Origin of the sequence: Cryobacterium sp. TMT1-62 (assembly GCF_004403145.1) — a bacterium.
Taxonomy (GTDB): domain Bacteria; phylum Actinomycetota; class Actinomycetes; order Actinomycetales; family Microbacteriaceae; genus Cryobacterium; species Cryobacterium sandaracinum.
On record NZ_SOGZ01000017.1, the window covers coordinates 1 to 21,193 of the forward strand.

Below are 21,193 nucleotides of genomic sequence, written 5' to 3' on the forward strand. Positions count from 1 at the left end.
CCCAAGTCCACAGAGTCCGGTGGTTGATCCCGAGCGCTGCGGCGACTTTCACGATCGATTTGTCGCCCTCCGCGACGCGGGCCACCGCGGCAGCCCGAATTTGTCTATCCAATCCTGAATTCAGGAAAACTGTCCGGAAACACTGGGTCACCCCACCCGCCAGGACGGTATGTTGCGAAAAACTCCGCAGTTACGGGCAGAGAACAGGCACCCCCAGCCCGCGGGCACGGGCAGAGAACAGGCACCCCCCCAGCCCGTGGGGCCCGGGCAACCCCACCCCCGGGCAACCTCCTACGCGGTCAGGTTCAGCACGGCCGCGGTCGCGGCGAGCGACGCGGCGGCAACGGCCGGGTCGTCGGAGAGCTTCGTGCCGAGGCTCGGGATCATCTCGCGCAGTCTGGGTTCCCAGGCCGGGTACTCCTCGGGGAAGCAGCGCTTGATCAGGTCAACCATGATCGGGGCCGCGGTCGAGGCTCCCGGGGAGGCGCCGAGCAGCCCGGCGATGGTGCCGTCGGCCGAGGTGATGACCTCGGTGCCGAACTGCAGCACGCCGCCCTGCTCCGGATCCTTCTTCATGACCTGCACGCGCTGTCCGGCGGTGATGAGTTCCCAGTCGGCGAGCTTCGCGGTCGGGATGAACTCCTGCAGCGCCTTGAGCTTCGTCTTCTTTGAGGCGAACACCTCGCCGATCAGGTACTTCATCAGGCCGAAGTTGTGCGCCGCCACAGCCAGCATCGGCCCGATGTTGTGCACCCGGATCGAGAACGGCAGGTCGAGCCAGCTGCTCGACTTGAGGAACTTGGGAGTGAAGCCGGCGTATGGTCCGAACAGAAGCGAGGTCTCTCCATCGACGACGCGGGTATCGAGGTGCGGCACCGACATGGGCGGAGCACCCTTCGCCGCCTTGCCGTAGACCTTGGCGTGGTGCTGGGCGACGAGCTTCTGGTTCGTGGTGCGCAGGAACTGCCCGCTGATCGGGAACCCGCCGAAACCCTTGATCTCGGTGATGCCGCTCTGCTGCAGCAGCGCCAGGGCGCCGCCGCCTGCACCGACGAAGACGAACCGGGCGTTGACGACGCTCGGGTGGTTGCCGACCAGGCGGCGCAGGTTGAGCTTCCATGAGCCATCCGTGAGCTGTTTCACACCGGTGACCTGCTGGTTCGTGTGCACGCCCACGCCCTCGGCGGTGAGGTTGGCGAAAAGGTAGCGGGTGAGGGCGCCGAAGTCCACGTCGGTGCCGGACACGATGCGCGTCGCCGCGATCTTCTGGTTCTTTGGGCGCTTCTGGGTGAGGAGCGGGGTCCAGGTGCCGATCACGGCCGGATCCTCGCTGTACTCCATGCCCGCAAAGAGGGGCTCGCCCTGGAGTACTGCGAACCGCTTGCGCAGGTATTCGACGCTGCTCTCGCCGTGCACGAAAGTCATGTGCGGGGTGGAGTTGATGAAGTTGGTGGGCTCGGGCAGCACGCCCGTCTCGACCAGGTGTGCCCACAGCTGGCGGCTGATCTGGAACTGCTCGTTGATCGCCACGGCCTTCGCCGCGGTCACCGAGCCGTCCTTCGATTCGGGCATGTAGTTCAGCTCGCACAGAGCCGCATGGCCGGTGCCCGCGTTGTTCCACGGGTTGGAGCTTTCCTGAGCGACTTCCCCCAATCGCTCGTAAACCTCGATGCTCCAGTCGGGCTGCAACTGCTTGATCAAGGTACCGAGGGTGGCGCTCATGATGCCGCCACCAATAAGAACGACATCAATCTTCGCCATTGGATTCACTCTTCCACCATATCGGTGGCAACGGATGCCTCCCGCCGGGACGCAGACGCGTCAGGTCACGGTTGGCTCGGCAACGAGCTCAAAAGCGACCCAATCGCGGCTCAAAACCGGTCCAGTCGCGACCGATAAGCGACTCAGTTGCCACCAAAAGCGGCTCAGCCGCGACTTTTCAGGAGCTCGTAGTTGGCGATGAAGTCGTCGACGGACACGCTCGCGACCTCGCGCACGATCAGGTCGAGATCGAGGTCGGCCAGCGTCTTGAACCGCACGCAGCTGTTGCCCATGTTCAGCGTGCGTCCGGTGGCGTCCCATTGGGAGCGGAACGCGGCATCCTTCTCGGGAAAGCTGCAGAGGCCCATCAGGTAGAGCGAGTTGTAGTGCTTCTGCGCGGCCAGGCTCACGTAGACGAGCGGCTGTTTGTCGTCGGTGTTCGCCAACAGTTCCAGCGGAACCGCCCAGCCGAGCATGCCGCCGTAGACGCCGAGCCGATACCCCGCGGGCATGGCATCGCGCACGACGTCGAGCACCGGGTAGATCACCGCCCGACGCTCGGGTTCGAGGTCGAAAACGATCGTCTCCACCTCGAACGGAACCGGTTCTGTGCTCATGAAACAAGCGTAATGCCGAGCCTCGGCACGACCGCACGGGCGCCGTACAACTCCAGCCGCGACAGGGTCTTCTCAAAGCTCTCCGGCACGCCGTAGTGGAACCCCTGCGCGCTACGGATGCCCAGCGCACTCAGGTGGTTCGCCATCGCATCGTTCTCCACACCCTCGACGATCATCGAGTACTCGAGGTTGTCACCGAAACCCTGCAGGGCGGTGAGCACCTCCCGCTGGCGGATGTCGTCGAGGTCGTCGACCAGGCTGCGGTCGATTTTGAGGATGTCCATGGGCATCCGTACCAGGGCGTCGACCGACGAATCCTGGGAACCGTAGTCGTCGAGCGCGATCATCATGCCGAGGTCGCGCAGGCGGTCGGCCTGGGCACGGATCGCGGGGGTGACCTTGGTCATCGACCGCTCGTTGAGCTCGAGGCAGAGCGAGATGCCGGGGTAGCGGTCCGCGAGCTCCTCGATGTAGTTGCCCACACGCTCGGGCAGGATCTGCCCGGCCTCAACGTTGATGGTCATGCACACCACGCGCGGCTCGATCAGCCGGAAGTCCGCCGCGGCGGCCATGGCCTTCACGGCCACCTGGCGGGTCATCGCGTCGAGCCGGCCGAGGCCCTTCGCCTTCTCGACGATCGACGGCGGCGATAGCGGGCCGAGGTCCGGGTCGGTGTAGCGCACGAGGGCTTCGAACGCCCAGATCTGCCCGGTGACGAGGCTGACGATGGGCTGGAAGGCCAGCTCGAGCAGGTCCTCGTCGATGGCGTGGGCGATGATGTCGTTCATCTGCGAGGAGCGGTGGCTCGAGATGTTGAGGCTGCTCTCCTTCGACGGGCCGCCGCGCCGCCGTGACTTCTTGATCGCGAGCATCGACCGGTCGGCATCCTGGACCAGCTGGTTGACGTCGGTTTCGCGGTGCGCCGAGTAGGCCAGGCCCACGCTGATAATCGGGCTGTGGGTCGTCTGGCCGATGAGCATCGGCTCCCCGGAGACCACCAGGATGCGCTCGGCGATGGACTTCGCCTCGGCCAGCGACGCCAGGTGAGTGAGGATGATCACGAACTCGTCGCCGCCGACCCGGGCGACCACGTCATTCGGGCGCACCACGGCGCTCAGCCGACGCCCGAGCTCGCGCAGCACCTCGTCGCCGGTCTGGTGGCCGAACCGGTCGTTCAGGCGTTTGAACTCGTCGAGGTCGATGAACAGCACGGCCAGGGCTTCGGAGTAATCCCGGTGGTCGTTGATGTTCGCCAGGGCCTCTTGGAACGCGCCGTAGTTGGGCAGGCTCGTGAGCGGATCGGTGTTGGCGCGCAGGGTGAGCCCGGCGATGTTGCGGCGGGCCCGCACGACCATCTCGGCGGTCGTGGCCAGGGCTTGGAGAGCGCGGCGGTCGTTGCCGGTGAAGGCGCCGTCCATGGCGTCGCGCCGGGCCACGATGTACTGGTCCGGCCCGATGGCGCCGGCCAGCGGCAGCAGCATGCTGATCTCGCCGGGCTGCGCGGGCTCGCTGCGCACGATGACGGATTCGGCACCGATTGCATCCGCCACCACCCGGCGCAGCAGGTCGGTGACGGCCGCCGGGGAGCCGGGCTCGGGCTCTGGGGTGGCGTCGGCGGCACTCGCGGCGGGGTAGGTGTTGTCGGCGGCGCTCGTGATGGCGGTACCGCTCGTGGCGCCGATGCCTGTGGTGGCTGGGCTCGTTGGGGTGACCCGCCCGGAGGGCCCGGTGGCCGGGTCGGCGGCAAGCGCGCTCGTGGCGGCGACCATGCCGGCCAGCCGGTGGCGCATGACCGCCATCACCGTGGAGACCTTGACCACGGAGGCGACGATCATCAGGGCGAACAGCACGATGACGGCATCGAGCGTGTTGGTGACCTCCACCAGAAACGGCAGCCCGACGACACTCCAGTGCGCGGCCGTCACCGTGACCAAGACGGTTCCGACCAGCACCAGCAGAACCCGGAACGGCGACAGGGGTCGCCCGCCGCTGCGCCGACCGAGCGGGCCGGCGACGAAGCGCCTGCGCAGCACCTCGGTCGCGATGATGAAGAAGACATAGCCCACGGATGCCGCGGCCACGCCCACCAGAATCGGCAGTCCGCCCGCGCCGAACCAGGTGAACAGGCCGATGGCGGCGAGGGCGCCGGCACCCTGCAGGCCGGCGCTGTAGAGCGCGACCGATGCCCGCCCGGACTCGATCAGGATGGCCAGCAGAACGCCGAGCGCGATCAGCCCGGCCGAGACCGGCAGGGAGAGGGTGGGGGCCAGCGCCGGCAGCGCCAGAACGGGGAGGCTGATCATCGGGCTGCGGTGCGCCACGGCGCCCACGCGCACCCAGGTGAGCTCGAGGGCGGCCGCGCAGACCACACCGACCCCGGCGATCAGCCAGCTGTCTGAGGGTTCATCAAGGAGCAGCACGAACGACGTGGCGATGAGCGCGAGGCCGATGCCGGCGAACGCAAGGAAAGCCAGGCGTTTGACGCCCCTTGAGTTCCGATTCCCGCTCACGAAGTCTGACACTAGCGGAGTGAGCGCCCGGTTATACACCACCACGCTGAGGTCAGCGAACGAGCAGGTCCGCGGCGACGAGTTCCGCGATCTGCACGGCGTTGAGTGCCGCACCTTTACGAAGGTTGTCGCTGGTGATGAACAGGGCCAATCCACGCCCGTTCGGCACGCCGCGGTCCTGACGCACGCGGCCGACGAAGCTCGGGTCCTGGCCGGCCGCTTCGAGGGGTGTGGGGACATCCGTCACGACCACGCCGGGGGCGGTGGCGAGCAGTTCGAGGGCGCGGGCGACGGTCAACGGGTTGGCGAACTCGGCGTTGATCGAGAGGGCGTGGCCGGTGAAGACGGGCACGCGCACGCAGGTGCCGGAAACGAGCAGATCGGGCAGCTCGAGGATCTTGCGGCTCTCGTTGCGGAGTTTCTTCTCCTCGTCGGTCTCGAATTCGCCGTCGTCGACGATGGAACCGGCCAGCGGGATCACGTCGAACGCGATCGGGCGGGCGTAGACGATGGGTGCCGGCATGGGCACAGCGGACCCGTCGTGGACCAGCTGGAGCAGGTTGTCGCTCAGGGCGGCGGCCCGCACCTGGCTGGCGAGCTCGCGGGCGCCGGCCAGGCCGCTGCCGGAGACCGCCTGGTAGGTGCTGACGATGAGGCGTTCGAGGCCGGCCTCGTCGTGCAGCACCTTGAGCACGGGCATGGCCGCCATGGTGGTGCAGTTCGGGTTCGCGATGATGCCCTTGGTGGCGAGTTTGATGGCCTCGGGGTTGACCTCGCTGACGACCAGCGGCACGTCGGGGTCCATCCGCCACCCGGAGGAGTTGTCGATCACGGTGACGCCGGCCGCGGCGAAGCGGGGAGCCTGAATTTTCGAGAGTGTCGCGCCGGCGGAGAAGATGGCCACGTCGAGTCCGCTGGGGTCGGCGGTGGCGGCGTCTTCGACGACGATCTTCTCGCCCTTGAAGTGCAGCACGGAGCCGGCGGACCGGGACGACGCGAAGAAACGGATGCCTCCGACCGGGAAGTCCCGTTCCTCGAGCAGGCTGCGCACGACGGCTCCGACCTGGCCGGTGGCCCCGACGACGCCGATCTGGATTCCTGTGGTGCTGGTTGCTGCGGTGCTGGTTGCTGCGGTGCTGTTCACTGTGTTTCCTCCGCTGGATGCCATGGCTGCTGGTGCTGATGGTGCTGGTGGTCTCGCTCTCGTTCGTGCACTTGCTCGTGCACTTGCACTTGCACTTGCACTTGCATCTGCATCTGCATCTGCACTTGCATTTGTGGCTAACTCAGGAGATTCTCGCGATTTAGCCCGAATTCCAGCCGGATCGCGCCTGTGGCCTCTGGTTCTCCTGAGTTAGCCCCAGGGAAACCGGTTGAACGGGGTCGGGGTGGGGTGAGGCGGGGTGGGGTGAGTCGGGGTGAGGCGGGGTGGGACCGAGCCCGGCTGGCGTCCGGCCGAGCCCGGTTGGGCCGACGGATGCCGGCTAGCGGCCGGTGCCGCCGTGCACGACGGCGTCGTTGGTGGAGTCCAGGCCGAATGCGGTGTGCACGACCCGCAGCGCCTGGTTGATGGTGTCGGCGCGGGTGACCACGGAGATGCGGATCTCGCTGGTCGAGATCATTTCAATGTTGATCCCGGCCTCGAACAGCGCCTCGAACAGCTTCGCGGACACGCCCGTGTTGGTGCGCATGCCAGCGCCGACGAGCGCGAGCTTGCCGATCTGGTCGTCATACTGCAGACCGGCGAACCCGACGTTGGTCTGCTCGTTGCTCAGCGCGGTCAGCACCTGCTGGCCCTCCGATTTGGGCAGGGTGAAGGAAATGTCGGTCAGTCCCGTGGACGCAGCCGAGACGTTCTGCACGATCATGTCGACGTTCGCGTTGGTCTTCGCGACGATTTTGAAGATCTGCGCGGCTTTGCCCGGAATGTCGGGAACGCCGACGACCGTGACCTTGGCTTCGCTCAGGTCGGCGGCGACCCCGGCGATGATTGGCTCTTCCACTGTCTCTCCATTCGCGGATGCGTTATTGGGATGTGTGCGCTCGGTGGCCGACGAATTCGGGATTGCGACATGCGGGCTCGTGGTGTCGGGGTTGTAGACAATGGTTCCCACGTTGTTGTTGAACGAGGACCGCACATGCAGCGTCACACCGTGCCGACGCGCATATTCCACCGCCCGAATATAGAGGACCTTCGCACCAGCGGCGGCGAGCTCGAGCATTTCCTCGCTGGAGATGCGGTCGAGTTTGTGGGCCCGGGGAACGACGCGCGGGTCGGCGGTGAAGACGCCGTCGACATCCGTGTAGATCTCGCAGATATCGGCGCTGAGCGCGGCGGCCAGCGCGACGGCGGTCGTGTCAGAACCGCCGCGACCGAGCGTGGTGATGTCTTTGGTGTCGCGATTGAAGCCCTGGAAGCCGGCGACAATCGCCACGGCACCGTCGTCGAGGGCATCGCGGATGCGCCCGGGAGTCACGTCGACGATGCGGGCGGCGCCGTGTTGGGCATCCGTGATCATGCCGGCCTGACTGCCGGTGAAGGAGCGGGCGTCGTAGCCCATGCTCTTGATCGCCATGGCGAGCAGCGCCATCGAGATGCGCTCGCCCGCGGTGAGGAGCATGTCGAGCTCGCGCGGCGCGGGGATCGGGGTGACCTGGTGCGCAAGGTCGAGCAGCTCGTCGGTGGAGTCTCCCATCGCGGAGACGGCGACGACGACCTCGTTGCCCGCTTTGCGGGTGTCGACGATGCGTTTGGCCACGCGTTTGATGCTTTCGGCGTCGGCGACGGATGATCCGCCGAACTTCTGCACGATCAAGCTCACGTGGCACTCCAAGGGTTCGGGTACGCGGGCACAGGCAAGCTCCCATCATAAATGCTGTTGTATTCGGCAGCGGTCATGTGACGGTGTGCGGCACCCATTGACGCCCTGTCATTGACACTATGTCAATCGCGGTCGCAGGATCGGGGCAGAGGGTGGATCCCGCCCCGCCACGCGGTTTGACCCAGTTGCCGAGGAAGCTCCGATGCCCGACGAGTTCACGTCGAAAGCGCCGGTGCCGGTGCCGGTGCCGGTGCGCCAGAGCAAGCAGCCGGACGAGCGCCGGGACGACATTCTGCGCGCCGCCCGGGAACTGGTCGCCGAGCGCGGCGTGGCCCGCGTGAAGATCACCGACATCGCCGCCCGGGTCGGCGTCACCCGCGGCCTGATCTACCACTACTTCCCGCACAAGGACGCGATCATCGACCTCATCTGCGAGGACCACATCGCGGAGTTCGTGACCGACCTCAACCTCTGGGACGCCGCCCGTATCCCCGGCGACATCGACCGCGCGCTGGTCGAGTGCGTCGCACTGTTCCGTCACCACCTGCATCGCACCGACCTCTTCCGCGAGGAACTCGGCCGCACCGAGTACGCCGGGCTCTACAACGAGTTCGTCGACCGGGCCGTCAGGGCCGTCGTCGACCGGCTGCAGGTCACGACCGTCGAGGCCTACGCGCGGCGGCACGAGATCCGGATCGACAACGTCTCCGAGGTGTTCTCTGTGCTGGTGTTCGAGCTGATCGGGCTCGTACGTTCCACGCCCACCGTCTCGGACGATGTGCTCGTGGCGATTGTGCGCCAAACGCTCCACCTCGACCACAACGCGCCGGCCTAAGACTTTTCTCTAGCATCACTTTTTCACCCAGTACAAAGAAGTATTCGCATATGTTCCTATTCGATGCCATCCCGTGGTCGTCGACCCTGATGTGGGTCGCGGTCGTCGCGGGGCTGATGATCGCCAACGAGGTCGCACGGTCGAGCAAATGGACGTCGCTGGCGCTGTTTATCGCACTGCCGGTGGCGCTGACGATCTTCGTATGGCCCACCACCGTCGGCGCCGGGTCCAGCACGGGCACCTGGTTTCACTGGGTCAAGGTCTACTCGGCACTTGCCGGATGCCTGGACTTCATGGCCATCCGTTTCATTCCGCGTCTGGCCAAGAACCGGTACGCGCTGATGTTCCCCGCGTTCATTCTGGCTCTCAACATCTTCGAGGCCGTGATTCGCGACTTCCAGGTCTACGGGCTGGACGGGATGGTCGACGGAGTGTTCATGGTGGGCGGGCCGTGGAACATCATGAACGGTATCGCCGGGCTGCTGAACCTGCTCACGATCTGCGGCTGGGCCGGGATCATCATCAGCCGCGGCCCCAAGAAGGACATGATCTGGCCGGACATGCTGTGGTTCTGGATCATCGCCTAAGACCTCTGGAACTTCGCCTACGTCTACAACGCGGTCGGCGACCACTCGTTCTACGCCGGCGCGGCCCTGCTCGTGTTGTGCACGATCCCCGCCTTCTTCATCAAGCGCGGCGCCTGGCTGCAGCACCGCGCGCAGACCCTGGCGTTCTGGATGATGTTCACCATGGCCTTCACGACCTTCGTGTCGAGCTCGCAGTTCGCAGTTCGCAGTGAAGTCGTCGCACGACCCGGTCGCCCTGTTCTGGGTGAGCGCCGTGGCCCTCGCGGCCAACATCGCCGTTGTGGTCTTCCAGACCTACACGATCGTGAAGAGACGCCGCAACCCGCTCATCGACGAGCTGTTCACGCACCTGCCCGCGTACCGCACGGTGCTCGAAGCGAACAAGCCGCTGGTGCCGGCGGCGGCTGCTCCAGCCGCGCACCCGCGGGCGACCGCCAGCGCGAAATAGAACGCCGTAACTGCGGAGAATTTCGCGACACGCGGCATCCGTCACCCCGGCCCGTCTGTCGTCCGGGCGGGCGGGCGGGCGGTCCAGTCCGGCGAGGTCGGTGGCGGATGCTGTCCCCTGGCCACTCCTGACGGCAACTGTTGCCCGAGCGGACAACTGTTGCCGGCACACCGGGCACAGTTGTCCGCTCCGGCAACACTTGCGGCAGTGGGCAGGCGGCGCGGGGGGCTAGTTCGTGACGGTACGGCGGCCCTCGAAGGCCCGCCCGAGAGTGACCTCGTCGGCGTACTCGAGGTCGCCGCCGACCGGCAGCCCTGACGCGAGCCGGGAGACCTTGATCTCGAGGGTGGTCAGCAGGCGCGACAGGTAGGTCGCGGTCGCCTCCCCCTCGAGGTTCGGGTCGGTGGCGATGATGACCTCCTGCACCGTGTTGTCGGCAAGGCGCTGCATCAGCTGACGGATGCGCAGGTCGTCCGGTCCGACGCCGTCGATGGGGCTGATCGCCCCGCCGAGCACGTGGTAGAGCCCCTTGAATTCGCGGGTGCGCTCGATCGCGACGACGTCCTTGGCCTCTTCCACCACGCAGATCATCGCGGGATTGCGGCGCGGGTCGCGGCAGATCATGCAGGTCTTCTGCTCGGACACGTTGCCGCAGATGTCGCAGAACTTCACCTTGTCGCGCACCTCGAGCAGCACGTTGGCGAGCCGGGTCACGTCGAACTGCTCGGTCTGCAAGATGTGGAACGCGATCCTCTGCGCGGACTTGGGCCCGATTCCGGGCAGCGTGCCGAGCTCGTCGATCAGTTCCTGAACGATGCCTTCGTACATGGTTTAATCGCCTCTGGTTCGGGATGCCGGATCGTGCGGCTGTTCTTCGAGGAAGGTGGCGCCGAGGATTTCGCGCACCACCGACTCGCCGTAGCGCTGCTTCTCCGCAAAGGCGGGCCCACGACGGGCAACGGATGCTTCGCCGCCCGCCCGGTTCGGAGCCTGCACCTGGGTGCGCGCCGGGGTTCCGGGCTGGGCGCCGTTTGGGAAGCCGTTCTGAGACTCGGACTGGGACTGGACTCCCGACTGAGACTGAGACTGGGACTGGGACTGAGACTGGGACTGGGCTCCCGGCTGAGACTGGGCTCCCGATTGGTGCTGGGCTCCCGCTGCGGACAATCCCGCACGCGCGGCGGGCGCCTGGTAGCGGCCGGGCTGGCCGCCGTTCGGGTGCAGGTCCGGCGGGAATTCCTCGTCGTAGGGCGGGGGCTCGTCGTCGTAGGGCGGCCGCGGTTCAGGGTCTCGCCCGGACGCGGGAAGCGTCGTGGGCGCCGGCGCGCTCGGCGTGGAACGCGGGGCGGTCTGCGGGGCGGATGCGTGCGCGGGGGCATCGGGGGTCGCAGCGGAGGCCGCAGACGCAGGAGCAGCGGATTCAGCAGCCGGGGCTGACCCCGGGATGGCCACCGTGGCCCAGCCGGTGCCGGCATCCGAGGGACTCGGAATGGCAGCGGTCGCCCAGCCGGTCGCGGTCGCGGCGACCGCCGGGCTGGCAGTTGCGCGGCTGGTCACCGGCGACTCGGGCACTGTCGGGCTGGCCACTGCCGGGCTGGCCGCCGCCGGGCTGGCCGCCGTGGGGCTTGTCACCGTGGGGCTGGTCACCGTGGGGCCGGCAGCCGATGCCGCAGGCGCTTCTGGGGCGTCAACCTTGCCAACGCCGGCCGGGGCGGAACCGGCTGCAGCGTTCACGGCAGCAGCCGGATCGGGGTCGGCGGCAGCAGCCGGATCGGCGTCGGCGGGCGACGCCTCGTCGGTTGTTGCAGCAGCGGATTTGGGTGTCGTCCTGGAGCCGGTGTCGCCGCTTCCAGACCCGGCTGCGGCCGAGCCGCTGACGGTTGTGGCCCGCGCGACAGGGCTCGGCGCGGTGGAGTCCTGCACGCCGAAACCTGACCCCGGGGAGACCGGGGCGACCGGTGCCGGAGCGGGGGCGGATGCGTTGGGGGTGGCTGGGACATCCGTTCTCGGGGAGTCGACCCGGGCGGTGAGCTGGGGCGTGAAGCCGAGCACCTCGTTGACGGCGCGCTTGAGATAGTCGCCGACGCCCTGCCCGGGGGCCGCCGACTGCTTGAGTCCGGCGACGTCGTTCTGGCTCGGGAAGGAGAGCACCAACAGGTCCCCGCCACGCAGTTCCATGGCGCGGGCCGTGTAGAGCACGAGCCAGGCGCTGATCTTGGCGGCCTTGACTGCCTCGAGGATCTGCGGCCAAGAGTCCTTTACCTGCTGCAGGGTGACGGGTCCGACAGGGCGGGGCGGGGCCGCGACTTGGGTCGCGGGCGCAGCGGCAGCGGGCGCAGCGGCAGCAGGCGCGGCGGCATTAGGCGCGGCGGCAGAAGCAGCAGCAGCCGCACCGCCGGCGGCCGCGGGACCGCCGAAGGCATGCGTCGCCGAGACCGCAGCCCCGCGCAGGGGCGAGCCGACCGGGCTGGTGGCTGGGGCATCCGTCGCCGAGCTGTCGCCGGGATCAGAACCGGAACCAGACCCGGAACCAGAACCAGAACCGACCCCGATGCGGCGCTCGAGGCGTTCGACGCGGGCGAGCGCGCCGCGGGTGGAATCGTCGCTCGCGGGGATGAGCACGCGGGCAATCATGAGTTCGAGGTGCAGGCGGGGGCTGGTCGCGCCGGTCATCTCGGTGAGGGCGGCGTTGATCACGTCGGCGGTGCGGGAGAGCTCGGCGGGGCCGAACTTCGCGGCTTGCACGGCCATGCGGTCGAGTTCCTCCTGCGGCACGCCGCGCAGCACGGCGGCAGCGGCGGCGGCACTCGTGGCGCCCACGATGATGAGGTCGCGCAGGCGTTCGAGCAGGTCTTCGACGAAGCGGCGCGGGTCCTGGCCGGTCTGCACGACCCGGTCGACGGCGTCGAACGCGGCGGACGGGTCGCGGTCGGCGATCGCGTCGATGGACTCGTCGAGCAGCGACGCGTTCGTGTAGCCGAGCAGCGCCACGGCGCGGTCGTATTCGACGGAGTGCCCGTCGGATCCGGCCATCAGCTGATCGAGCAGCGACAGGGTGTCGCGCGGCGACCCGCCGCCGGCCCGCACCACGAGCGGCAGCACGCCCGGCGCGACGGTCATTTGCTCGGTGTCGCACATCTGCTGCACGTATTCGAGCATCGGCCCGGGCGGCACGAGCCGGAACGGGTAGTGATGCGTGCGCGAACGGATGGTGCCGATCACCTTTTCGGGCTCGGTTGTCGCAAAGATGAACTTGACGTGCTCGGGCGGCTCTTCGACGATCTTCAGCAGCGCGTTGAAGCCCTGCGGCGTGACCATGTGCGCCTCGTCCAGGATGAAGATCTTGTATCGGTCGCGGGCGGGAGCGAAGATCGCGCGCTCACGGATGTCCCGGGCATCGTCGACCCCGTTGTGGCTGGCCGCGTCGATCTCGACCACGTCGAGGGATCCGCCGCCTTCGCGGGACAGCTCCACACAGCTCGGGCAGACCCCGCATGGCGTGTCGGTGGGACCCTCGGCGCAGTTCAAGCAGCGCGCGAGAATACGGGCGGATGTCGTCTTGCCGCAACCTCGGGGCCCGCTGAACAGATAGGCATGATTCACCCGGTTCGTGCGCAGGGCCGTCATCAGCGGATCGGTCACCTGAGACTGACCGATCATTTCGGCAAAAGTCTCGGGCCGGTAGCGGCGATACAGGGCGGTAACCACGAGGTCAATCGTAGCCGGAGCCACTGACAGTGCGGTGTGGGGTGGGGCGTGTGTGGGTGGGTGCGGGGTGGGGTGTGTGGTGGGGCGGGTGGCGTCCGTTTGTCAGGCGCGGCGGCTCAGGCGCGGCGGGCGACGGCCTGGTCGAACGCGCCGGGGCGATTGCTCACGATTTGCTTGCCGAGGGGCGCGAGCGAGACCGGCACCATCTTGAAGTCGGCGATGCCGAGGGGGATTCCGATGATGGTGAGGCAGAGCGCGATTCCCGAGACGATGTGCGCCAGGGCCAGCCACCAGCCCGCGAGGATCACCCAGATCACGTTGCCGATGAACGAGAACGCTCCACTGGTGGGTTTGGCCACGACGGTGCGGCCGAACGGCCAGAGCGCGTAGGCGGCGATGCGGAACGACGCGATGCCCCACGGGATCGTAACGATCAGCACGCAGAGCAGAATGCCTGCGGCGAGGTAGCCCAGGAACAGCCAGAACCCGCTCAGCACGAGCCAGATCAAGTTCAGGAGTGTGCTCACGCGAAAATACTACCCGCGCAGGAGGCGGAGGTCGCGGGATCGGAATCGGGCGCGGCGAGCGCGGACATCCGTCGCCGGCCGCGTGTTGCCCTCCCGGCACCCGGCTCCCGGCTCGACTTTAAACTCGGAGAATTTCGCAACACGCCGCCCACGGCGCTGGGGTGACCCGTGTCGCCTAAAAACTTCGAAGTCACGTCCTACAGCACCCCGCACCTCGCACCCCGCATCCCGAGCGCCCCGGACCCCCACACGCCAATCGGCCGCCCCCGGAACCCGGGAACGGCCGATCAACGAAAGCATCAACAAAGGCATCAACGAGACACAGGAGCCGAAACCCCTACCAGCGAACCCCCTACACCGACGGATGCGTGCGCTTGATCGTCCCCAGCGTCTGCCGGGCGATCTCCAGCTCCTCGTTCGTCGGGATGACGAGCACGGTTACCCGGGAGTTGTCCGTGGAGATCACGCGCGGCGTGCGGGACTTGGCTTCGTTGCGCACGGGGTCGATTTCGATCCCCATGCCCTCGAGTCCGGCCAGGGCGCCCGCGCGCACGATCGGCGAGTTCTCACCGACGCCCGCGGTGAAGACGATGACGTCCACGGTTCCGAGTTGCGCGTAGTAGTTGCCGACATAGCCTTTGACGCGGTGGAAGTACACGTCGAGGGCAGCCTGGGCGACCGGGTCGCCCGCGACCGCGGCATCCTCCACGTCGCGCATATCGCCGTTGCCGGCCAGGGCCAGCATGCCGCCGCGGCGGTTGAGCAGGTCGTCGAGCTCGGCGGTGGTCATCCCGGCCCGGCGGCGCAGGTGGAAGATCACGGCCGGGTCGATGTCGCCCGAGCGGGTGCCCATCGCGAGCCCCTGCAGCGGGGTCATGCCCATGGAGGTGTCGATCGATTCGCCGCCGTCGACGGCACACACGGATGCCCCGTTTCCCAGGTGCAGCACGATCGTCTTGAGCTCGGCCAGGGGCCGGTCGAGGTAGGCCGCCGCGGCCTCCGAGACGAACTTGTGCGAGGTGCCGTGGAAGCCGTACTTGCGCACGCGGTACCGCGTCGCGATGTCCCTGTCGATCGCGTAGGTGTACGCGGCCGGCGGCAGCGTCTGGTGAAACGCGGTGTCGAACACGGCGACGTGAGGCACGTTCGGGAAGCTGGCGCGGGCGGCACGGATGCCCTGCACGTTGGCCGGGTTGTGCAGCGGAGCGATCTCGGAGAGGTCCTCGATGTTCAGCTCGACCAGGTGGGTGATCTCGGTCGGCTCGAAGAACCGGTTGCCGCCCTGCACCACGCGGTGGCCGACGGCGATCAGGTTCGTCTCGGACAGCTTCGGGCCGTGCTCGGCGAAAGCCTCGATCATCACGGCGAAGCCGGCGGTGTGGTCCATGATCGGCAAGTCGCGCTCGGTGCGGCCGCCCTTCGACGTTCCCGCGGTGTGCCGTGAGTGCCCGATCGGCTCGCCGATGCGCTCGACCAGGCCGCTGGCGAGCTCCGTTTCGGTGTCCATGTCGATCAGCTGGTACTTGAACGACGACGATCCGGAGTTGACGACCAGGATGGCGGTCATGCGGACACCGCCGCTGCGGCCGATGCGGGAGATGCCGCACCGGAAGCCGAAGCTGCCGGGGTGCCGGACTCGGACGCTGCGAGCGTCGCGGCCTGGATCGCGGTGATGGCTACGGTGTTGACGATGTCCTGCACTAGTGCTCCTCGAGAAAGGTCATTGATGGGTTTGCGCAGGCCCTGGAGGACGGGGCCGATGGCCACTGCTCCGGCGCTCCGCTGCACGGCCTTGTACGTGTTGTTGCCCGTATTCAGGTCGGGGAAGATGAAGACGGTGGCGCGGCCGGCGACAGCCGAACCGGGCATCTTCGTGGCGGCGACGGCGGCATCCGCCGCCGCATCGTACTGGATGGGACCCTCGATCAGAAGGTCGGGGCGACGCTCCCGCACGAGGGCGGTGGCGGCCCGCACCTTGTCCACGTCGGCACCCTGCCCGGACTCGCCGGTCGAGTAGCTCAGCATGGCGATGCGCGGCTCGATACCGAATTCGACGGCCGTCTCCGACGCCGAGATGGCGATGTCGGCGAGCTGCTCCGCGGTGGGGTCAGGGTTCACCGCGCAGTCGCCGTAGACGAGCACCTTGTCGGCCAGCGCCATCAGGAACACGCTGGACACGACCGAGACTCCCGGACGCGTCTTGATGATCTGCAGGCTCGGCCGGATGGTGTGCGCCGTGGTGTGCGTCGCCCCGGAGACCATGCCGTCCGCCAGCCCGAGCTGCACCATCATGGTGCCGAAGTAGGACACGTCGGTGACGAGTTCCATGGCCTGCTCGACCGTGACGCCCTTGTGGGCGCGCAGCTTCGCGTACGCCTCCGCGAACTTGCGCCGCAGCACGTCGTCGAAGGGGCTCAGAACCTGCGCCTTGGCGATGTCCAGGCCGAGGCCGATGGCACGCGAGCGCACCTCGAACTCCTCACCGAGAATCGTGATGTCGGCCACATCGCGGGCCAGCAGGGTCGCGGCGGCACGCAGCACGCGGTCGTCGTCCCCTTCGGGCAGCACGATGCGCTTTTGGTTGGTGCGTGCGCGCTCGAGCAGCATGTACTCGAACATCAGCGGCGTCACCACGTCGGCGCGGCTCACCTTGAGCCGGTCGAGCAGCACGGATGCCTCCACGTGGCCTTCGAAGAGCGCCAGCGCCGTGTCGCGCTTGCGTTGCGAGTCGGCTGCCATCCGTCCGGGCGTGTGTGTGATGCGCAGCGCGGCGTCATAAGAGTTCAGCTCGGTGCTGATGATCGGCACCGAGGCGTCGAGCCCCTCGACGAGCCGCCCGATCTCCTCGGGCAGGGCGAAGCCGCCGACCAGCACGATGCCGGCGATCGACGGGAACGTAGCGGACGAGTTCGCCATCAGAACGGCCAGCAGCACCTGCGGGCGGTCGCTGGGAACCACAACCACGGCGCCCTCGAACAGGCGCGGCAGCACGTTGACCATCGACATGGCCGCCACGACCACGCCGAGCGCCTCCCGGGACAGCAGCGCGGGGTCACCCTTGACGAGCGTGCCGTCGGTGGCCTTGAGGATGCTCTTCATGCTCGGGGCCACGAGGAACGGGTCTTCGGGCAGCGCCCAGACCGGCACCGCGTTGCGCCCGCTGCCGGGCTTCGTGTCGGCGTCGACGACGCTCCGCACGGCGTCGATGAGCTCATCGAGCCGAGTCGGATCGGCGCGGTTGACGATCACGCCAAGCAGTGAAACGTGCTCGTCGCGCAGTTCCGCCAGGGTCACGTCGGTCAACTGGCGGATGTCCTCGGCCGTGCGCGGGTCGCTCTGGCCGAGCTGCCGGTCACCCTGGCTGAGCGTGTCGCGCTGGCCGGGACCGACCCGCCCGCCGAGCACCAGCAGCACCGGCACCCCCAGGTTGGCGGCGATGCGCAGGTTGAAGGCGAGCTCGGTGGGACTGCCGACATCCGTGTAATCGGAGCCGATCACGACCACCGCGTCACACTGGGCCTCGACGGCCTTGAAGCGCTGCACGATGCGGCCGAGGGCCGCGTCGGGGTCGAGGTGCACCTCGTCGTAGGTGACGCCGACGCAGTCGTCGTAGGTCAGCGGGGGCTGCACGGTGAGCGCAGACGCACTCGACAGGTGCGAGAGCAGCAGCTTGAGCACGTAGTCGGGGTGGTGCGCCGAGCGAGCCACGGGCCGGAACACGCCGACGCGCTCCACCGAACGGAGCAGGGTGTCGAGCACGCCCAGGGCGATGGTGGATTTGCCGGTATTTCCCTCGGCAGAGGTGATGTAGATACTGTCAGCCACGGTTTATACGTTATCTCCGCCGGTGGAGACACCGGCATTGTCGGGGGTCACGCCGACGCCCTCGGCGTCCCAGACCCATTCGGTGACGGCGGGGATGTCTTCCCCGTGGTCGCGGGTGTAATTGCGGGCCCGAAGGCGGGCATCCTGCATCTCCTGGCGAAGCAGGGCGGCGCGGGCGCCGAGTCCGGGAACCCGGTCGATGACGTCCATCACCAGGTGGTACCGGTCGAGGTCGTTGAGCATGACCATGTCGAACGGCGTGGTGGTGGTGCCGTTCTCCTTGTAGCCGCGGGCGTGCAGGTTACCGTGCCCGGTGCGCTTGTAGGTCAGGCGATGGATCAGCCACGGATACCCGTGGTAGGCGAACACGATCGGCTTGTCTGCCGTGAAGATGGCGTCGAACTCGTTGTCGCTGAGGCCGTGCGGGTGGTCCGCCTCGGACTGCAGGCGCATCAGGTCAACGACGTTCACAACGCGCACCGATAGGTCGGGCAGCCATTCCCGCAGGATGGCGGCCGCGGCCAGCACCTCGAGGGTGGGCACCTCGCCGGCGGCGGCCAGCACGACGTCGGGTGAGGTGCCGAACGTCTCGGTTCCGGCCCAGTCGAAGATGCCTAGACCCCGCTTGCAGTGCGCGACGGCCTGGTCCATGGTGAGCCAGTTCGGCGCGGGCTGCTTGCCGGCGACGACCACGTTGACGTAGTCCACACTGCGCAGGCAGTGGCTGTAGGTGGCGAGCAGCGTGTTGGCGTCGAACGGCAGGTAGACGCGTACGACATCCGCACTCTTGTTGACGACGTGGTCGATGAACCCGGGGTCCTGATGCGAGAACCCGTTGTGATCCTGGCGCCAGACGTGCGAGCTGAGCAGGTAGTTCAGGCTCGAGATTGAGCGGCGCCACGGGATCTCGCGGGTGACCTTGAGCCACTTCGCGTGCTGGTTGAACATCGAGTCGACGATGTGAATGAAGGCCTCGTAGCAGTTGAACAGGCCGTGACGGCCGGTGAGCAGGTAGCCCTCCAGCCAGCCCTGGCACTGGTGTTCGCTGAGCATCTCCATCACGCGGCCGGCGCGGGCGAGGTTCGTGTCACCCTCGTGGAATTCCGCGTTCCACTGCTTGTCCGTGGCCGCGTAGACGGCCGGAGCGAGGCGGTTGGAGGCCGTCTCGTCGGGCCCGAAGATGCGGAAATTGTCGGGGTTGTCACGGATGACGTCGGCCAGCCAGGTGCCGAGAACCTTGGTCGCCTCATCGGTGGTGGCGCCCGGGGAAGGGACATCCACCGCGTACTCCCGGAAGTCGGGCAGCTTCAGCGCCCGGCGCAGCAGCCCACCGTTGGAGACCGGGTTCGCGCTCATCCGCAGGTCGCCCGCGGGGGCCAGCGCCGCGATCTCTGCGGCGGGGGCGCCGTTCGCGTCGAAGAGTTCGCCCGGCCGGTAAGAGGCCAGCCACTCTTCGAGCAGCCGGGTGTGAGCTTCGGTGTCGCGGGCGTTGCTCAGGGGCACCTGGTGCGAACGCCAGGAGTCGACGACCTGCACCCCGTCGATGACGGGCGGGCAGGTCCAGCCCTTGGGCGTGCGCAGGATGATCATCGGCCAGCGCGGACGCTCGGTGTCGCCGGCGAGGGCGCGCGCCTTGATCGCGGCGATCTCGTTGAGCACCTCGTCGAGGGTGAGCGCCATGCGCTGGTGAACGAGAAGGGGATCCTCGCCGTCGAAGCCGCCATCCACGATGTAGGGCTTGTGGCCGTAGCCGCGCATCAGGTCGAGGAGTTCCTCTTCCGGGATGCGGGCGAGCACGGTGGGGTTGGCGATCTTGTACCCGTTGAGGTGCAGGATCGGCAGCACGACGCCATCCTGAAGCGGATCGATGAACTTGTTCGAGTGCCAGCTGGTGGCCAGCGGGCCGGTCTCGGCCTCGCCGTCGCCGACGACCGCGGCGACCAGCAGGTCGGGGTTGTCGAACGCGGCGCCGTAGGCGTGGCTGAGCGCGTAACCGAGCTCGCCGCCCTCGTGGATCGAGCCGGGCGTCTCGGGCGAGGCGTGGCTGGGGATGCCGCCGGGGAACGAGAACTGGCGGAACAGGGCCTTGACGCCCTGCTCGCTCTGGTCGACGCCGGAGTAGATCTCGGAGTACGTGCCGTCAAGGTAGGCGTTGGCCACCATCCCGGGGCCGCCGTGGCCGGGGCCGGTGACGTAGAGGGTGCTGATCGACCGTTCCTGGATGGCGCGGTTCAGGTGGGCATAAAGAAAATTGAGCCCCGGGGTGGTTCCCCAATGGCCGAGCAAACGCGGCTTGATGTGGTCCCGCGTGAGCGGCTCACGCAAAAACGGGTTGTCGAGCAGGTAGATCTGCCCTACCGACAGGTAGTTGGCGGCCCGCCACCAGGCATCGACGCTGGCGAGCGCTTCAGCGCTGAGCGGATGCGGTGACCGGTCTGGCCAGAGAAAGGGTTTACCGAATATTTCAGCCATGGTGCCTCCAGGCACTATCGGGGCGGGGGCGTTATCTGCGCCGTTTCATCTTACGAGATGAGGCGAAATCGTTATCATTGCTAACGGCCTGCGGCTGTGGCGGGGCTGTGGCGGGGCTGTGGCTGTTTTTCCGGCGCGTGCGGGCATGAAAAAGACTCCTCGCGCACCCACCAGAGCCCGGTTACCCTTGCTACGTTTCCGTCCTGGGGGAGTTGGCCGAGATGGCGCCACGCGAGGAGCCGACCCTTAGCTTAGACGCAAAGCTGGCGAGGCCGAAAAACGGGCCCATTCCGAGTCGATTCCGAGTCTGCACCGGGTCTGTACCGGGTCTGCACCGGGTCTTGTACCAAGTCTGTACCGGGTCTGTAGCGGGCGGCCGGGGCGAGTGTGCACGGAGGCCACCGGAAACAGGTAAGATTCTCTAGGTCGTTCCTTGAAGGAACGTTCGGCCAGGAGAATTCGCCTAGTGGCCTATGGCGCACGCTTGGAAAGCGTGTTGGGTGAGAGCCCTCGGGGGTTCGAATCCCCCATTCTCCGCCAGATCGCGCTGCAGCACGCGGGCGGGCATTAGTCTCGACGAACTCGACAATCAACTCTCGGGGGTTCGAATCTTCCGCCCCCGCAGCGCTGCTTCCGTGCCCGGATGGGGCTAACTCAGGAGATCCAAGCCGCACGCAAACATCCACCGCCTGATTCCGGGGGCGGGAACCGCAACTGGCCGTGGTTCTCCTGAGTTAGCCACCGACCCGCGTACATAGCTCCCGCACATTCTGCCGGATGTGGCCAATAGAGCCCTGAAACAGCCCACCGCCGAGAATTGGCAGGAGTTATGCACGTAGCGAGGCTCCGACCGTGCCTGGCATGGGGCCAACTCAGGAGATCCGCGCGGACCGCTCCGCCGTGGCCGCAGACCAGTGCGGAGCAGACTGCGGCCGCCCAGGGATCTCCTGAGTTGGCCACGGAAGTGTCGGGGCAGGTCCGGCGGGCACCGGCGAGCACCGGCGGGCTAGTCGGCGAGCGGATGCCGCGGCGCACGCGGCACGGGCGGCGGCGGGCACCGGCGGGCACCGGCGAGCACCGG

The 21,193-nt window shown here is 67.5% G+C and carries 14 protein-coding genes, 1 tRNA gene, 1 other RNA gene and 1 pseudogene; 4 read left to right on the forward strand and 13 right to left on the reverse strand.

Annotation, left to right across the window (positions count from 1 at the left end; translation table 11 throughout):
• The 6 genes from E3T34_RS16880 to E3T34_RS04180 form a co-directional block, all read right to left on the reverse strand.
• Positions 1–151 (reverse strand): helix-turn-helix domain-containing protein (locus E3T34_RS16880; RefSeq protein WP_370327191.1); only part of this gene is annotated, 151 nt, incomplete at its 3' end.
• A gap of 140 nt (positions 152–291) precedes the next feature.
• Positions 292–1,761, reverse strand: coding sequence for a malate:quinone oxidoreductase (locus tag E3T34_RS04160; RefSeq protein ID WP_134342252.1), 1,470 nt, complete (start codon positions 1,759–1,761; stop codon positions 292–294).
• 164 nt (positions 1,762–1,925) lie between these two features.
• Positions 1,926–2,378 (reverse strand): DUF1801 domain-containing protein, encoded by a 453-nt coding sequence (locus E3T34_RS16365; protein WP_134342253.1) that lies wholly within the window; start codon positions 2,376–2,378, stop codon positions 1,926–1,928.
• The gene (locus E3T34_RS04170) at positions 2,375–4,888 is read right to left on the reverse strand and encodes an EAL domain-containing protein (protein ID WP_134342254.1); all 2,514 of its coding nucleotides are present in this window, start codon (positions 4,886–4,888) and stop codon (positions 2,375–2,377) included. Before E3T34_RS04170 ends, E3T34_RS16365 begins: the two co-directional genes overlap by 4 nt.
• 52 nt (positions 4,889–4,940) lie before the next feature.
• A complete protein-coding gene (locus tag E3T34_RS04175) occupies positions 4,941–6,032 on the reverse strand; it encodes an aspartate-semialdehyde dehydrogenase (protein ID WP_134416385.1) in 1,092 nt (363 codons plus the stop codon).
• A 340-nt stretch (positions 6,033–6,372) separates the two neighbouring features.
• On the reverse strand, positions 6,373–7,710 hold the full coding sequence (locus E3T34_RS04180) for an aspartate kinase (RefSeq protein ID WP_134342256.1): 1,338 nt from the start codon (positions 7,708–7,710) through the stop codon (positions 6,373–6,375).
• A gap of 202 nt (positions 7,711–7,912) precedes the next feature.
• On the opposite strand from E3T34_RS04180, the gene E3T34_RS04185 reads away from it, so the two are divergent.
• From E3T34_RS04185 to E3T34_RS16675, 3 genes and pseudogenes are all read left to right on the forward strand, one after another.
• Positions 7,913–8,545 carry a TetR/AcrR family transcriptional regulator gene (locus E3T34_RS04185; protein WP_134342257.1) on the forward strand — a complete coding sequence of 211 codons (633 nt, stop codon included), beginning with the start codon at positions 7,913–7,915 and terminating at the stop codon, positions 8,543–8,545.
• Between the two features lie 116 nt (positions 8,546–8,661).
• Positions 8,662–9,255: pseudogene (locus tag E3T34_RS16670) on the forward strand (DUF5692 family protein); the annotation flags it as partial.
• Between the two features lie 85 nt (positions 9,256–9,340).
• Positions 9,341–9,580, forward strand: coding sequence for a DUF5692 family protein (locus E3T34_RS16675; protein ID WP_255570910.1), 240 nt, complete (start codon positions 9,341–9,343; stop codon positions 9,578–9,580).
• Positions 9,581–9,808: 228 nt separating this feature from the next.
• On the opposite strand, the gene recR is transcribed toward E3T34_RS16675, so the two are convergent.
• The 7 genes from recR to ffs all read right to left on the reverse strand — a co-directional run bounded on the left by recR (position 9,809) and on the right by ffs (position 20,356).
• A complete protein-coding gene (recR, locus tag E3T34_RS04195; RefSeq protein ID WP_104099829.1) occupies positions 9,809–10,408 on the reverse strand; it encodes a recombination mediator RecR in 600 nt (199 codons plus the stop codon).
• Positions 10,409–10,411: 3 nt separating this feature from the next.
• Entirely contained in the window at positions 10,412–13,288 is a 2,877-nt protein-coding gene (locus tag E3T34_RS16885) for a DNA polymerase III subunit gamma and tau (RefSeq protein ID WP_134342258.1), read from the reverse strand.
• A gap of 116 nt (positions 13,289–13,404) precedes the next feature.
• A complete protein-coding gene (locus E3T34_RS04205) occupies positions 13,405–13,815 on the reverse strand; it encodes a YccF domain-containing protein (RefSeq protein WP_104099831.1) in 411 nt (136 codons plus the stop codon).
• Positions 13,816–14,167: 352 nt separating this feature from the next.
• Positions 14,168–15,382 carry an acetate/propionate family kinase gene (locus tag E3T34_RS04210; RefSeq protein ID WP_104099832.1) on the reverse strand — a complete coding sequence of 405 codons (1,215 nt, stop codon included), beginning with the start codon at positions 15,380–15,382 and terminating at the stop codon, positions 14,168–14,170.
• Positions 15,379–17,640, reverse strand: a complete 2,262-nt coding sequence (gene pta, locus E3T34_RS04215; RefSeq protein ID WP_134342259.1) for a phosphate acetyltransferase — start codon at positions 17,638–17,640, stop codon at positions 15,379–15,381. Before pta ends, E3T34_RS04210 begins: the two co-directional genes overlap by 4 nt.
• A 3-nt stretch (positions 17,641–17,643) precedes the next feature.
• Positions 17,644–20,112: a phosphoketolase gene (locus E3T34_RS04220; protein WP_134342260.1), complete on the reverse strand. Its 2,469-nt coding sequence runs from the start codon at positions 20,110–20,112 to the stop codon at positions 17,644–17,646.
• 147 nt (positions 20,113–20,259) lie between these two features.
• An RNA gene (ffs, locus tag E3T34_RS04225) (signal recognition particle sRNA small type) lies at positions 20,260–20,356 on the reverse strand.
• 208 nt (positions 20,357–20,564) lie between these two features.
• On the opposite strand from ffs, the gene E3T34_RS04230 reads away from it, so the two are divergent.
• Positions 20,565–20,652, forward strand: a tRNA-Ser gene (locus E3T34_RS04230).
• The last annotated feature ends 541 nt before the right edge of the window (positions 20,653–21,193 follow it).